The 13718-nt window shown below is 67.6% G+C and carries 12 protein-coding genes; 9 read left to right on the top strand and 3 right to left on the bottom strand.

The window, feature by feature from the left end; genetic code table 11:
- Window positions 1-71: 71 nt before the first annotated feature.
- The 7 genes from FOZ76_RS17480 to FOZ76_RS17450 are packed head-to-tail and all read left to right on the top strand — an operon-like array spanning window position 72 to window position 8383.
- Window positions 72-1733 carry an AMP-binding protein gene (locus FOZ76_RS17480; protein WP_143949577.1) on the top strand — a complete coding sequence of 554 codons (1662 nt, stop codon included), beginning with the start codon at window positions 72-74 and terminating at the stop codon, window positions 1731-1733.
- Entirely contained in the window at window positions 1730-2554 is an 825-nt protein-coding gene (locus FOZ76_RS17475) for an enoyl-CoA hydratase/isomerase family protein (RefSeq protein WP_143949576.1), read from the top strand. Before FOZ76_RS17480 ends, FOZ76_RS17475 begins: the two co-directional genes overlap by 4 nt.
- The gene (locus FOZ76_RS17470) at window positions 2551-3777 is read left to right on the top strand and encodes a CaiB/BaiF CoA transferase family protein (protein ID WP_143949575.1); all 1227 of its coding nucleotides are present in this window, start codon (window positions 2551-2553) and stop codon (window positions 3775-3777) included. The genes FOZ76_RS17475 and FOZ76_RS17470 overlap by 4 nt, the downstream gene beginning before the upstream one ends.
- Window positions 3778-3782: 5 nt before the next feature.
- Window positions 3783-5021, top strand: coding sequence for a CaiB/BaiF CoA transferase family protein (locus tag FOZ76_RS17465; RefSeq protein ID WP_143949574.1), 1239 nt, complete (start codon window positions 3783-3785; stop codon window positions 5019-5021).
- A gap of 55 nt (window positions 5022-5076) precedes the next feature.
- Window positions 5077-6060: a Bug family tripartite tricarboxylate transporter substrate binding protein gene (locus FOZ76_RS17460; RefSeq protein ID WP_143949573.1), complete on the top strand. Its 984-nt coding sequence runs from the start codon at window positions 5077-5079 to the stop codon at window positions 6058-6060.
- A complete protein-coding gene (locus FOZ76_RS17455) occupies window positions 6057-7556 on the top strand; it encodes an acetyl-CoA acetyltransferase (protein WP_143949572.1) in 1500 nt (499 codons plus the stop codon). The genes FOZ76_RS17460 and FOZ76_RS17455 overlap by 4 nt, the downstream gene beginning before the upstream one ends.
- A 20-nt stretch (window positions 7557-7576) precedes the next feature.
- Window positions 7577-8383 carry an IclR family transcriptional regulator gene (locus FOZ76_RS17450; RefSeq protein WP_143949571.1) on the top strand — a complete coding sequence of 269 codons (807 nt, stop codon included), beginning with the start codon at window positions 7577-7579 and terminating at the stop codon, window positions 8381-8383.
- A gap of 31 nt (window positions 8384-8414) precedes the next feature.
- On the opposite strand, the gene FOZ76_RS17445 is transcribed toward FOZ76_RS17450, so the two are convergent.
- Entirely contained in the window at window positions 8415-9749 is a 1335-nt protein-coding gene (locus FOZ76_RS17445; RefSeq protein ID WP_143949570.1) for an MFS transporter, read from the bottom strand.
- Window positions 9750-9947: 198 nt separating this feature from the next.
- On the opposite strand from FOZ76_RS17445, the gene FOZ76_RS17440 reads away from it, so the two are divergent.
- Window positions 9948-10346, top strand: a complete 399-nt coding sequence (locus FOZ76_RS17440) for a YidB family protein (RefSeq protein ID WP_143949569.1) — start codon at window positions 9948-9950, stop codon at window positions 10344-10346.
- Between the two features lie 186 nt (window positions 10347-10532).
- On the top strand, window positions 10533-11714 hold the full coding sequence (locus tag FOZ76_RS17435; protein ID WP_143949568.1) for a DUF4214 domain-containing protein: 1182 nt from the start codon (window positions 10533-10535) through the stop codon (window positions 11712-11714).
- 31 nt (window positions 11715-11745) lie between these two features.
- On the opposite strand, the gene FOZ76_RS17430 is transcribed toward FOZ76_RS17435, so the two are convergent.
- Both FOZ76_RS17430 and FOZ76_RS17425 read right to left on the bottom strand, forming a co-directional pair.
- Window positions 11746-13299: a phospholipase D family protein gene (locus FOZ76_RS17430; RefSeq protein WP_211366306.1), complete on the bottom strand. Its 1554-nt coding sequence runs from the start codon at window positions 13297-13299 to the stop codon at window positions 11746-11748.
- Window positions 13300-13318: 19 nt separating this feature from the next.
- The coding region (locus FOZ76_RS17425) for a TolC family protein (protein WP_170235512.1) at window positions 13319-13718 on the bottom strand (400 nt) is incomplete at its 5' end.

The raw sequence follows: 13718 nt of genomic DNA, 5'->3' as shown, positions 1-13718 counted from the left end.
CAATTTGACGCTCGATTCCAAAAACAGAACAATGACCGAATACGGAACAAAATCCGAATGAGGAATCGTCCATGCCCGGAGAATGGAATTTCGCGGATGTCTGGGAGGCCATAGCCGCCACGACGCCCGAAGCCATCGCGCAGGTTCATGGCCAGGAGCGGATTACGTGGCAACAGTTCGACGCCGCAGCCGACGGCATTGCGCACGCCTTGCTCGAGGCGGGCGTCCAACGACAGGACAAAGTCGCCCTGTACCTGCGTAACGGCCCCGCCTACCTGCAAAGTGCATTTGGCTGCATGAAGGCAGGCCTCGTCCCCGTGAACACCAACTATCGCTACCGCGAAGAAGAGCTGCACTATCTGTGGGACAACGCCGACGCTGTCGCGGTGGTCTTTCACGGTGAATTCACCGAGACCATCGAAGCCATACGGGCGCGCTGCCGCAAGGTCCGGCTCTGGATCCACGTCGACGACGGAACTTTTCCCTGCCCCGCTTGGGCGCAGTCCTATGCGAGCCTGGCGCACGCCGCTGTACAGCGGGCCCGGGCGCCCTGGGGACGCTCCGGCGACGACATCATCCTCATCTATACAGGCGGCACGACGGGTCGGCCTCGCGGCGTCATGTGGCGCCAGCATGATCTGTACATGGCGTCGAACACCACCGACGACCCGCCGCAGGCCCGGCTCGAGCACGTGCGCTCCAGGGTCGCCAATGCCGCGGCACAGCGCAAGACGCCGAGCGGCCTGCCGGCGGCGCCATTGATGCATGGCACCGCTTATGTATTCGCCGGCACGATTCTGTCCCGGGGAGGGACGCTGGTCACACTGACCGGCCGGAACTTCGATGCCGCAGAGTTGCTCACCACCGTCCAGCGCGCGGCCGTCACGGACCTCTGCATTGTGGGGGACGCCTTCTGCCGTCCCATGGTCGAGGCGCTGGACGCCGAGCCTGAACGCTGGGACATCAGCGGCCTCAAGGCCGTGTCGTCCTCCGGCATGATGTGGAGCGACACCAACAAGGCTCGCCTGCTGCGCCACGCCCCGGCCGTCATGCTCATCGATTTCCTGAACAGCAGCGAAGCCAGCGGCATGGGTCGCGCCATCACTTCCAGCCGACAAAGAACCGCCTCCGCTCGGTTCACCCTGGGCCGCAACGCATTCGTCATCGACGACGCCGGACGCCCGGTGCGCCCCGGCAGCGGTGTCGCGGGACGCGTCGCCGTACGTGGCGCCGTTCCCCTCGGCTACTACGGCGATCCGAAGAAAACCGCCGAAACCTTTCCCGTGATCGATGGCGAACGTTGCGCCATCCCGGGCGACTTTGCACGCGTAGAGGCCGACGGCAGCATCGTGCTGCTCGGACGCGGCTCGGTGAGTATCAACACGGGCGGAGAAAAGGTCTTCCCCGAAGAAGTCGAAGAATGCATAAAGCAGCTTGCTCCGGTCAGGGACGCGGTGGTCGTCGGCATTCCCGACGAGCGCTTCGGAGAAGTTGTCGCGGCCATCGTCGAAAGCGCGCCCGCCAGCGATCTGACGGCAGCGCAGATCAGCGCGCACGTACGCGAGCGACTGGCCGGCCACAAGACGCCCCGCCACGTGATGCTGGTGGCCAGCCTGGGGCGTGGCCCCAATGGCAAGGCCGACTATCCGGCCCTGCGCCAGCGCGTCGCCGACTGGCTGAAAGCTCAGGCCTCGTCCCGCGAAACCCGACCCCAACCCGGAATGCCAGCATGACGCCCACGCCCCATCTGCTCGTCGAACGACACGACGGTGTCGCCGTCGTCACTCTGAACCGTCCCGAGAAACGCAATGCCCTGTCGCCCGAGATGGTGGTGCGCCTGGCAGCGTTCTGGCAAAGCGTGGCCGACGACGATTCCGTGCGCGCCGTCGTCGTCACCGGCGCAGGCCACGAGGCGTTTTGCGCAGGCGGCGACCTCGGCACGCTCATACCGCTCATGATGCGGACCCGGGCGCCTCAGGACGAATGGGAAATCCAGTTCGCCCAGGATCGCAAGCAGTTGCACGCGGCACTGTTGCGTAGCGCGAGCTTCTTCAAGCCCGTGATCGCTGCGATCAACGGCAATGCGCTTGCCGGCGGCGCCGAGTTCGTCATGAGCACGGACCTGCGCGTGATGTCGGATGCGGCGACGATCGGTGTCACGGAGGTTCGACGCGGGTTGATCGCCAGCGGCGGCTCTCTGGTGCGCATGGCCCGGCAGGTGCCGTGGGCTCACGCGATGGAGCTGCTGCTGCTGGGCGAACCCGTTGGCGCGGAACGCGCCCTCGCCATGGGCCTGGTCAATCGCGTCGTACCACCGGAAGAGGTCCTGCCTACCGCATTGGATCTCGCCCGCCGCGTGAGCCTGGGCGCTCCGGTCGCTCTGGAGAAGACCAAGGAAGTCGTCGTGCTCTCGAGCGGACGCCCGCTGGAGGAAGCGTTTGCCATCGAGACCCGCTGCACCAAGGAGAACGCCGCCACGGAGGACGCGAAGGAGGGGCCGCGTGCGTTCATGGAAAAAAGGCCCCCCGTCTTTCGTGGGAGGGCAGCGCGATGAAGCCGCTCGAAGGTATCCGGGTGGTCGACATGGGGCTATGGGTCGCCGGCCCGGCGACGGGCGGCATTCTCGCCGACTGGGGGGCCGACGTGCTCAAGCTGGAGATGCCCGGCGGCGACCCGATGCGCAGACTGTTCGGCGCATTGTCAGGCTCCAAAGAATCCCGCTGCCCCCCTTTCGATCTCTACAACCGCGGCAAGAAAAGCATCGCGCTGGACGTCAATCATCCCGAGGGCGCCGAACTCGCCCGAAAGCTCATCGCCGACGCGGACGTCTTCGTCTCCAACATGCGGCCCCAGTTCCTTCAACGCGTGGGCCTGGACCCCGCCACGCTGCTGTCCCGGCATCCCCGTCTTGTCTATGCAAGTCTGACCGCCTACGGGCTGACGGGCCCGGACCGGGACGCACCCGGCTTTGACATGGCCGCGTTCTCCGGGCGCAGCGGGATCGCCGAGCGTGCCACGCCGACGGGCGGCACGCCGCCGACGCTTCCGGGCGGGATGGGAGACAACATCACGGCCATCACGCTCACCGCCGGCATCATGGCCGCCCTGTTTCATCGCGAGCGCACGGGCCAGGGCCAACTGGTGTCGACTTCTCTGCTGCGTGCGGGCGTCTACAGCATCGGCATGGACGTCGCCACGCGCATCGGGCTGGGACGCATCGCCGCCCCACCGGCCCGTACGAAGCCGGTCAACCCGTTGATGAACCTGTATTGCGCCGGCGACGGCAAATGGTTCTGGCTCGTCGGCGCCGAATCCGAGCGGCACTGGCCGCGGGTGGTCGAAGCCCTGGGCGCCCCGGAGCTGCGGCATGACGAACGCTACGCCTCGCCGCGGGAGCGTCGGCGTCACGCCACCGAGCTGGTCGCGGCGATCGACGCCATCACGGCGCATCGTCCGCGTGCCGAATGGGCCGCCATCTTTGCGCGGCATGATGTCTGGTGGGCACCGATCAACTCCGTGGACGAGTTGCTCGAAGACCCGCAGGCCTTGGCCTGCGGCGCGTTCGTGAGGGTGCCGGGCGTCGCCGGCGGCTTCAACGATGAAGATCTCAACGGTGTCGCGACGCCGGTCGACTTCGGCGCCGCGCAGACCGGCCCCGCCGGGCCGCCGCCGGCGGTCGGCGCGCATACCGACGACGTTCTGTCGCGACTCGGACTGAACGCCGCCGACATCGCCCGCCTGCGCGATGCGGGCGTTCTGCCCTCTCTCGACGAGTAGCCGCCATGGTAGCCCGCCTCGAACACAACGCCGCACCAGCGCCCATGCAGCCCCTGGACGGCATCAGGATCGCGGACTTCTCGTCCAACATGGCAGGGCCCTATGCCACCATGATCCTGGCGCATCTGGGTGCCGACGTCATCAAGGTCGAGCCACCCAAGGGCGACGATGCGCGCTCCTGGCCGCCTTTCATCGACGGCATGAGCGTCGCTCATCACCACTTCGGCTCGGGCAAGCGAGCCATCGCGCTCGACCTGAAGACACAGGACGGCATCGCCGTGGCACAAGCCCTCGTCGCCCGCAGCGATGTGGTGCTGCAAAGCATGCGCCCGGGCGTCGCCGACCGGCTCGGCATCGGCGTTGCGCAGGCCCGCGCGGCAAACCCGGACATTCTGTATTACGACTTGAGCGCCTTCGGCTCCGGGCCGCTGGGCCAGTCGATGCCGGGCTACGATCCGCTGGTCCAGGCATTCACCGGGATCATGGAAATGACCGGCCATGAAGGATCGCCTCCGACACGGTGCGCGCCTTCGCTCATCGACCTCGGCACGGGCCAATGGATCGCCATGGGCGTTCTAGCCGCCATGCTGGCGCGTGGGCGGGGGCAATCCGTCGGCCATCTCGATACGGCGCTGGTCGATACGGCCTTCAGCATCGTCGCCTATCAGGCCACCGCCGCGCGGGTCTCCGGCCAACGCCCTCCGCGCGCAGGCTCGGGCAATCCGATCGCAGCGCCCTATCAATGCTACCGGGCACGCGATGCCGATCTGCTCGTGGCCGCTCCGAGCCAGCGACTATGGCTGGCCGTCGTGCGCGCCATCGCAGCACCCGCATTGGCCACCGACCCTCGCTTCTGCACGGTCGCTGCTCGCAGCGACAACCGCAAGGCGCTGGAATCGCAGATCAATGCATTGCTTGCCGCGCGCGACGTCGACGACTGGATCTCGCGATTCCAGGCGGAGGGGGTGCCCGTCGCACGAGTCCAAGGCCTCGAGCAGGCCGTGACCAGCGACATCGTCGCCGAGAGGGGCACCTTCGCCGAGGCGGCCGGGGTTCCGCTGGTACGCCTGCCGTGGCGAGTCGACGGCGCAACGCTGCCTTGGCGCAGTCGGGCGCCCCGCCTCGGCGAACACAGCGTCGAGATATTGCGCGAACTCGGCTACGGACCGGCCGACATCGGCAGCCTGCTGGAGAGCGGCGCCATCGTCGCGGACGTAGCGGCGAACACCACGAATCCGGACTAGGACGGCCCCACGCCGGAGGCCATACCAAGTCTCATCCACCGAACGAGAGGAAGACATGAAAAACAGGCTTATCCGGTTGGTCGTATCCCTGACGGCCGTTCTTGGCCTCGCCGCCCATCTCAGCGCAGCGAGTGCGCCGGCGTCCTATCCCGACAGACCCGTGAGCATCGTGATCGGCTTCGGCCCCGGCAGCGGGACAGACATTCTCGCCCGCCTGCTTGCCGAACAACTGCGTATCGAGCTGGGCCAGCCTTTCGTCGTCGAGAACAAGCCCGGAGCGTCGGCACAGATAGCCGCCAGTGCCGTGTCGAAGGCAGCGCCCGATGGATATACCTTGCTGCTGACCTCCAACTCTTCGCATTCGGTCAACCCGTACATATTCAAGAGCCTGCCCTACGACCCGATCGGCGACTTCACACCGCTGGGAGGCATTGCATACTTTCCCTTCATTCTTGCCGTCAATGCCAGTCTGCCCGTGAATACTGCCGAGGAACTCGTGCAGTACGCCCATGCCCACAAGGGCAAGCTCAACTACGCGTATGGCACGCCTGCCGTTCAGATCCCCGCCGAAGCGTTGAATCGGCTGCTCGATCTGCAGGCTACTGGCATTCCCTACAAAAGCAGTCCCGAAGCCATGAACGACGTGGTGGGTGGGCGCGCCGATTTTCTCGTCGTCGATCTGGCCTCAGCGCGGCCCCATCTGCAGTCCGGCCGCCTGCGGGCACTGGCGGCGACCACGGCCCAGCGGAGCAGCCTCGCCCCCGAACTGCCGACGATCGAGGAGACACTCGGGATATCCGATTTCGACCTCGCTGCCTGGACCGGCCTCTTCGGTCCGGCCAACCTGCCCGAGGACATCGCGCAGCGGCTGTCCGACGCACTGCTGCGCATCCTGGCGAAGCCCGAGCTGCGCGATCAGCTATTGACGGCAGGGGCCGAGCCGACCCCATCCGGCCGGCAGGACTTTGCCGTGCTCGTCGAACGGCAACTCAAGATCTGGGGCGACAAAGTCCACGCCGCAGGCATCGAACCGCAATGAAGACGGCGACCACACAGCGCACGGCGGCGGAGCACACCGACCAGCAGCCCGTGCTGGTCGGTGTCGGGACCGCCACACAACGTGCGGCCGTGCTGGAACAGTCGGCCGAACCGCTCGATCTCATGCTGCAAGCCGTGCGGCGGGCCGGCTCGGACAGCGGCGCGCCGGCCTTGCTGGCGCAGGTGCAGCGTATCGCCGTGCCCCAAGGACGCTGGCGGTACCGCAATCCCGCCGGAGAGATCGCGCGCAACCTGGGATGCGTCGATGCCACGTCGATCCTGGCGGGTGTCGGGGTACTGCAGCAGTCCCTCATCAGCGATGCGTGCCAACGCATCGCGGCAGGCGAGATCGATGCCGCGCTCATCGCCGGGGCCGATGCGGGGCATCGGATCCTGACGGCGAAGCGCCAAGGCCTGCGCGCGCCCGAGCGTCAGCAGGAGGACGACCCGCACGAACACCTGCGGCCGGAAGAGCCCTTGTTGCATCCCGCCGAGCTGCGCGCGGGCATCCGGCTTCCGGTCGCCTTGTATGCCCTCATCGAGTCGGCTTGCCGCGCGCGCGACCATGTCGGCCTGCGCGAACACCGGCAACGGCTTGCCGACCGCTACGCACGCTTCAGCGAAATTGCCGCCGCCAACCCCGCTGCCTGGCGGCGGGCACGCGTCGAGGCCGCCGCCATCCGCGACGCTTCGGATGCCAATCCGATGCAGGCGTTTCCATACACCCGCCGGCACTGCTCTTCCTGGAATGTGGACCAGGCCGGCGCGCTTCTGCTTTGCTCCGCGGCCAAAGCGCGCGCGCTCGGCATCCCGGCCCACCGCTGGATCCATCCGTGGGCGGCGGCGGAATGCAACCATATGGTGCCCGTGAGCGCTCGAAGCGACCTGAGCGCGAATCCGGGCGCCCGCTCGGCAGCGCAGGTCTTGCTGAGGTCGGCGGGCCTTGCCGCCAGCGAGGTGGACCTGCTGGATCTGTATAGCTGCTTTCCCATTGCCGTCCAGGCACACGCCGAGGCGTTGGGCATCACCCATGGGCGGGACCTCACCGTGACCGGCGGCATGCCGTTCGCCGGTGGGCCGTTCAACAACTACGTGTTGCAGGCCACCTGCCGCATGGCCGAATTGCTGCGCCAGGGAGCCGGCCGGACCGGGCTGGTATCATCCGTATCCGGCATACTCACCAAACACGCATTCGGACTGTGGGCAAGCCGGCCTGCGCTGCAAGGGTTCAGCCGGCACGACGTGTCGGCGCAAACGGCGAAAGCGGGCCCCGACAAGACGGTGCTCTCGACGTACGAAGGCACGGGACGCATCGCCGGGTACACGATCATCCATGAGTCGCATGCACCGCCGCGTGCCCTGGTACTCGCCGACACACCCGGTGGTGACAGGGTTTTGGCCTGGAACGCCGACGCGGCAACGATCGATCGAATGCGCACGATGGAACATTGCGGCGTGAGTATCACGATGACAGGCGATACCTTCACCCCTATCTGAGCGCGACCGCAATCCTAGCCATGTCCGACGTTTCGAGCCCATCGTCCCCTTCGCTGTCCGGTCCACGCTCGATTCTGCGGTTGGTACAGGTCTTTGCCCGGCTCGGGACGCACTCGGAAGGCCAGACCCTGGCCCAGCTCTGCCAGAGTCTGGCCCTGCCCAAGACGACGCTGTTCACGATGCTCAAGGTTCTGGAGCATGCCGACTATCTCACGAACACGGACGGCGTGTACCGGCTGGGGCCGCAGGCCGTGGCTCTCGGCAAGATCATGGCCGAGAGCCCGCAGCGGAGCTTTCCTCACTGTGCCAAAGATGCGCTGCAGGCCTTGTCGGAAAGCACCGGCGAAACGGGATTCCTCGCCATCCTGACACCGGACGACCGTTACTGCACCTACGTGGCTGCAGTAGAGACGGATAACTGGCTGCGCTTCAGCGTCAAGGTCGGCTCGCAGAAGCCGTCCTACGCGACCGGCAGCGGCCAGGCCATGCTGGCATACATTCCGGACGCCAGGCTGCAGAAGCTATTGGCCGATCTCGAGTTCGCTGCGCTCACGCCCAAGACGGTCGCTTGCACCGCCGACCTGACGCTACGCCTCCAACAAGTGCGCAAACGTCACGTGAGCACGGTGGACAGCGGTACGGTGGCCGGAGTGACGTCGGTCGCCGCCCCCATTTTCAGTGCCGACGGGGCCGTCATGGCGGCCGTTACCGTGGGCGGGCCCACCAGCCGAGTCAACAAGTCGCTCGAAGCGGTCGAGGACGCCGTGCGCGCAAGCGCAATCGACATCTCACGCATTCTGGGCTATCGGGGCCAGTGGCCCGCCTGAAGGCGAAAGGCCTACGCCAGGCACCGCGGGCTCAGTGGCCCGCCTGGGCCGCGAACGTGCGCTGCGGCAGCCAGCCGCGCGCCGACAGCGGCAGCATCGCCAGCACCATGGCCAGGATCGCCGTCGCCGCCACGTAGTGGGCGGGCGCGAGCGCATCCTGCTGCAGCCAGAGCTGCGTGAGCACCGGCGTAAGGCCGCCGAAGATCGCGTAGGCCACGTTGTAGGCGAAGCTCAGGCCGGAGAAGCGGATGGCCGGCGGAAAGGCGCGCGTGGCGACGATGGGCATGGTGGCGATCGCGCCGCAGAACAATCCGAGCACGCCGTAGCGCAGCATGAGCGCCTGCGGCGTGATGCCCGGCAGGCCGAGATAGAACCAGTAGGCGCTGATCGCCAGGCCGCCCCAGGCAATCATCATGGTGGTGCGCGTGCCGATGCGATCGGTCAGCCAGCCCCACAGCACGCAGCCCAGCGTCAGCGTGAGCGTGGCCACGCAATTCGCCTCCAGCGCCGCGGGCGCGTCGATGTGGTGCATCTTCTGCAGCAAGGTGGGCGTCATCAGGATCAGCACCACGACGGCGGTCGACAGCGACCAGGTCAGGCCCGCGGTGATCATGCAGGCCCCGCGGTGCTCGCGGATCACCGTCTTCACCGGCAGCTCGCGCGCGAGTTCGCGCTTGGCGGCAAGCTCCTTGAAGATCGGCGTTTCGCCCAGGTAGCGGCGCAGGTAGACGGAGACGAAGCCGAACACGCCGCCGACGATGAAGGGGATGCGCCAGGCGAAGCCCTGGACCTCGGACGGGGTGTACGCGCGGTTGATCACGATGGCCATGATCGAGCCGAGCAGGATGCCGCCGGTGATGCCGGCCGTGAGCACGCCGATGCCGAAGCCGTAGCGGTTGCGCGGCACGTGCTCGGCCACGAACACCCAGGCGCCCGGCATCTCGCCGCCGATGGCCGCGCCCTGCAGCACGCGCATCAACAGCAACAGCAGGGGCGCGGCCACGCCGATCGCCTCGTAAGTGGGCATGAGGCCGATCACGAACGTGGGCAGCGACATCAGGAAGATCGACAGCGTGAACATGCGCTTGCGGCCGAACCGGTCGCCGAAGTGGGCGATGACGATGCCGCCGATCGGCCTGGCCAGGTAGCCGGCGGCGAAGATGCCCAGCGTCTGCAACTGGGACAGCCAGTCGGGCATGTCGGGCGGGAAGAAGAGATGGCTGATCGTGACCGCGAAGAAGACGAAGATCACGAAGTCATAGAACTCCAGCGTGCCGCCGAGCGCGGACAGGCCGAGGGTCTTGTAGTCCTCGCGGCCCAGCGGCCGCGGCACTGAATGGGAATCGGAGGAATGCACGGGGTTCATGGGAGGACGTCGAAAAGAACACGGGCGCGACCGCGCCCGGGCCCGTATTGTACGCCCCAGCGGGTAAAACCCTATTGACTTTGCAGATGCCGCCATGGCTGGCAAAGCACTTCGTGAACAAAGCGCAGCGGCGATTGACGCGCAAGCCACCGCTCGTCAACATGACCCGCATCATTGCTCTCACGCACGGAGGTCATCATGGGTCTGCTCGACACCCTCACCGGTCTGGCCGGCGGCAACGCCGCATCGGGCCTGCTGCCCATCATCGTCAAACAGCTTGCCAACTATCCGGGCGGCATCGCCGGCCTCATCGACACGCTGCAGAAAGGCGGCCTGGCCGAGGTCGTGCAATCGTGGGTGAGCGGCGACGCCAACCGCAGCGTGACGCCCTCGCAGCTCGACGCCGCCCTGCCCGCGCAGACAGTGGACGCCATCGCCACCGAGAGCGGACAGCCGCGCAACACGGTGCTGGACGCGCTGGCGCAATTCCTGCCGCAGATCGTCGATCGAGCCACGCCGAACGGAGATGCCGGCCAGGCCGGCGGGCTGGACGCCGGCAAGCTGCTTTCCTTGCTCTCGGGCCTGGGCAAGCACTGAACCGCACGGCGTTGCGCGCAAGTCGCGCGCGAATCGACGGCGCCGCGCGCAAGCCTTCGTCCTATACAAGATTTGTAACTTGAAACATAATTTGGCGGATATGGTTACGTCTGCTTTCCGGGGCGTGCCTTCTGAGCATGCTGCTCCCGACAGGCCGGGCAGCGCGCGCCTCACCGAGACCCCGCCATGCAATACGATACGCCCGTCGCCATCGACGACGTCCTGGGCGCGCTGGACGACAGCCAGCGTCTTTCCGCCACCACGCTGAGCGCCATCGAACAACTGCTGCAGTTGTCGGCGCTTCCCGGGGAGCCGTCGCCCAGAGTCGAAGTCGGCAGCGCGCTCGTCGGCGAAGGCGCGCCCCAGTTCACGCTGCCGAGCGAATCGGCACCGGCGATGCTCGTCGTCAATGGCAGCGGGCCCGCCCCCCTCTTCCTGAACAGCGCCGAACTCCCCCTCCTGGCCCAGATCCCGGTGGTGGTGTTCGATACCGGCAATCCCGTCACCTTCCTCGTTCCCGGCGACGACACGGTCAGCGCCGGCTACGGCCGCGACGCCGTGCTGCTGCGCGCGGACGGCGACGACACGGTGCCCGCGCACGGCATCGACCGCATCATCGTCTCCGGCCAGGGCGACGACGACATCCGCATCCTGGACAACGGCAACACCACCATCGAGGCGGCGTTCGGCAACGACACCATCGTCACGTCGGGCGGGTTCGATTCCGTCACCGGCGGCCAGGGCAACGATGTCATCAGCACCGGCGCGGGCGACGACACCATCGTGTCGGGGGTGGGCCACGACACCCTGGACGGCGGCACGGGCTTCGACGTCGTGCAGGTCCAGGGCGGCTTCGACGACTTCGAACTCACGGTCGAGGAAGGCGTCATCGTGCTGGTGCGCCGCATGGCCGAGGGCGAAGCCGTGGATTCGATCACCGCCACCGACGTGAACTTCTTCGAATTCTCCGACGGCACGGCGCTCGCCTTGGGAGCAACCGAGCAGGAAACCGCCATCCTGCGCCTGTACGAAGGCCTCTTCGGCCGCCCGGCCGACCCGACGGGCGCGGTCTACTGGCTGCGCGATGACGCCGGCACGATCGGCCTGCCGGATCGCGTGGCGGACGTGGCCGACGCCTTCCTCGGCACGGCCGAAGGCCAGTACTGGCTGGACATGGACGAGCGCGACTTCGTGGCCAACCTCTACACCCATGCGCTGGGTCGCGAGGCCATCGAATCCGACATCGACTACTGGGCGGGCGACCTGGCGGCGGGGCACACCCGCGGCGCGGTGGCGGCCAACATCATCGGTTCGGACGAAGCCGCAGACTATGTCGTGACCGTCAAGCTGATCGACGGCCTGCTGTAAGCCGCAAGCCGCAGCGCGGGCAGAGCGCGCTCTACAACTGGCTTTCGATCGGCAGCCAGCGCAAGACGGCAACGATGGCGCGCTGCCACCAGCGCGTCTCGGGTTCGTGCCGAAGCCGGCGCGGCGGGTCGGTGCGTTCGTCCAGCCAGACGACGCGGCCGTCCTCCACCGCCAGGCCGTAGCTCTTCTGCGCACTGGCGTAGGCGGCGTAGAGCGCCATCACCTCGCGCGCCAGCTCGGGATGGCGAAAGCGCACCCCCATCTCGGTGTTCAGGCGCACCGAGCGCGGGTCGAAGTTGAACGAGCCTACGAAGGCGGAATCGTCGTCCACCACGTAGGCCTTGGTGTGCAGGCTGGCGCCGCTCGAGCCGAACAGGCTGGATTCGGACGGCCCGAACGGCATCAGTTCGCGCAGCGCCACCCCGGCCTCGAGCAGCGGCTTGCGATAGCGCGCGTAGCCGCTGTGCACGGCCATCACATCGTTCGACGCCAGGGAATTGGTGAGGATCTCCACCCGGATGCCGCGCTGCACGGCCTGGACCAGGGCACGTTCGCCCTGCGAGCCTGGCACGAAATACGGCGAGATCATGGTGAAGGCGCGGGTCGCCTGGCCGGCCTGCTCGGCGATGTGCGCGACCAGCCATCCGTCCTCGCCGTCGCCGAAGGCTTTTTCGGGCGGATCCGAGATCACCTCTGCCTCCTCGGTCCAGTGCAGCCGCGCCTGGCCATCGATCAGGCGGCGCACGGTGGCCGACTGCGCCACGTGCTCCAGGTAGGGCCGTGCGGACTGCCCTTCGAGGTCGGCTGCCAGCCAGCGCGAAAGCTCCGGCAGCGGCACCGCGTCGTCCTTGGCCAGCGCCTCGACCGGCAAGGCACCGCGACTGTTCCAGAACGCGTCGAAGATCGCGGCCGTCTGCTCGACGGGCGGGCCGACGACGGCCACGTCGGCATCGAGGAAGTTGGTCTGCTGATCGGCGTCGAAGTATTCGTTGCCGACGTTGCGCCCGCCCACCACCGCCAGCCGCCCATCCGCGATCCAGGCCTTGTTGTGCATGCGCCGGTTCAGGCTGACCGCGCGCAGCAGCATCTCCACGCCGCGGCCCAGCGTGCCGCCGCGGTTGCGCGAGGGATTGAAGAGCCGCACCTCGATGTTCGGGTGCTGCGCGAGCGAGCGCAAGCCCAGGTCGGCCCCATGCGCGTTGATGTCGTCGATCAGGATGCGCACGCGCACGCCGCGCTCGGCCGCCTCCAGCAGTTCCCGGGCGAGCAGCCGCCCGGTGAGATCGGCGTGCCAGATGTAGTACTGCACGTCCAGGCTGCGCTCGGCGGCGCGGGCGCTGAGCGCGCGCACGGCGAAGGCGTCGGCGTTGTCGCTGACCAGAAACAAGCCGCTCTGCCCGGGATGGGCCGCCTGCAGCGGCTCGATCGTACGGTCGAGCCGGGTCTGTGCGGGCTGCGCCGGCAGCGCGCTCGAGGGCGGCCCGACGGCGCGCTCGGCAAAGCGGCCATAGGCGACGAGCGCGAGGAAGGCCGCCAGGACGAGCAGGACCAGGGCGATCAGCATGCGGTGGACGATGCGGCGCAAACACTACCTCCAGAATGAGTCACTCCCGCCTGACGTCGGGAGCTTTCTCGCCGTAAACGGCGAGGCTTGCGCTTTGCCCGTGGTCGTGCGCGGACGCCGCGGTCGCGGACCAGCCGCCGCCCAGCGCCTGGTAGAGATCGATCAGGGCCTGGTGGCGGGCCGCCCGCAGCCGCACCAGCGCGAGTTCGACATCGAAGAGCGTGCGCTGGGCGTCCAGTTCGGCGAGATAGGAAGAGTACCCTGCGCGATAGCGGTCGCGTGCGATCTCCAGCGAACGCGCCAGCACCTCGCGGCGTTCGCTTGCCCGCGCGATCTCGGCGTCGTAGCGCTGGATGCCCAGCAGCGCCGCTTCGACTTCCTTGAAGGCGCTCAGTGCGGCGGCGCGATAGGCGTAGGCCGCCTGGTTCCGGCGCGCCGTG

Origin of the sequence: Verticiella sediminum (assembly GCF_007558815.1) — a bacterium.
Classification (GTDB): domain Bacteria; phylum Pseudomonadota; class Gammaproteobacteria; order Burkholderiales; family Burkholderiaceae_B; genus Verticiella; species Verticiella sediminum.
Note: the sequence above shows the minus strand (reverse complement) of the source record. Positions and strands in the feature narration are given on the sequence as shown.

Excerpts from the sequence above, each read along its gene's own strand:
- FOZ76_RS17435 (WP_143949568.1), top strand. The coding sequence starts at position 10,533 with ATGCAATACGATACGCCCGTCGCCATCGACGACGTCCTGGGCGCGCTG.
- FOZ76_RS17440 (WP_143949569.1), top strand. The coding sequence starts at position 9,948 with ATGGGTCTGCTCGACACCCTCACCGGTCTGGCCGGCGGCAACGCCGCA.
- FOZ76_RS17445 (WP_143949570.1), bottom strand. The coding sequence starts at position 9,749 with ATGAACCCCGTGCATTCCTCCGATTCCCATTCAGTGCCGCGGCCGCTG.
- FOZ76_RS17465 (WP_143949574.1), top strand. The coding sequence starts at position 3,783 with ATGGTAGCCCGCCTCGAACACAACGCCGCACCAGCGCCCATGCAGCCC.
- FOZ76_RS17475 (WP_143949576.1), top strand. The coding sequence starts at position 1,730 with ATGACGCCCACGCCCCATCTGCTCGTCGAACGACACGACGGTGTCGCC.
- FOZ76_RS17460 (WP_143949573.1), top strand. The coding sequence starts at position 5,077 with ATGAAAAACAGGCTTATCCGGTTGGTCGTATCCCTGACGGCCGTTCTT.
- FOZ76_RS17480 (WP_143949577.1), top strand. The coding sequence starts at position 72 with ATGCCCGGAGAATGGAATTTCGCGGATGTCTGGGAGGCCATAGCCGCC.
- FOZ76_RS17470 (WP_143949575.1), top strand. The coding sequence starts at position 2,551 with ATGAAGCCGCTCGAAGGTATCCGGGTGGTCGACATGGGGCTATGGGTC.
- FOZ76_RS17450 (WP_143949571.1), top strand. The coding sequence starts at position 7,577 with ATGTCCGACGTTTCGAGCCCATCGTCCCCTTCGCTGTCCGGTCCACGC.
- FOZ76_RS17455 (WP_143949572.1), top strand. The coding sequence starts at position 6,057 with ATGAAGACGGCGACCACACAGCGCACGGCGGCGGAGCACACCGACCAG.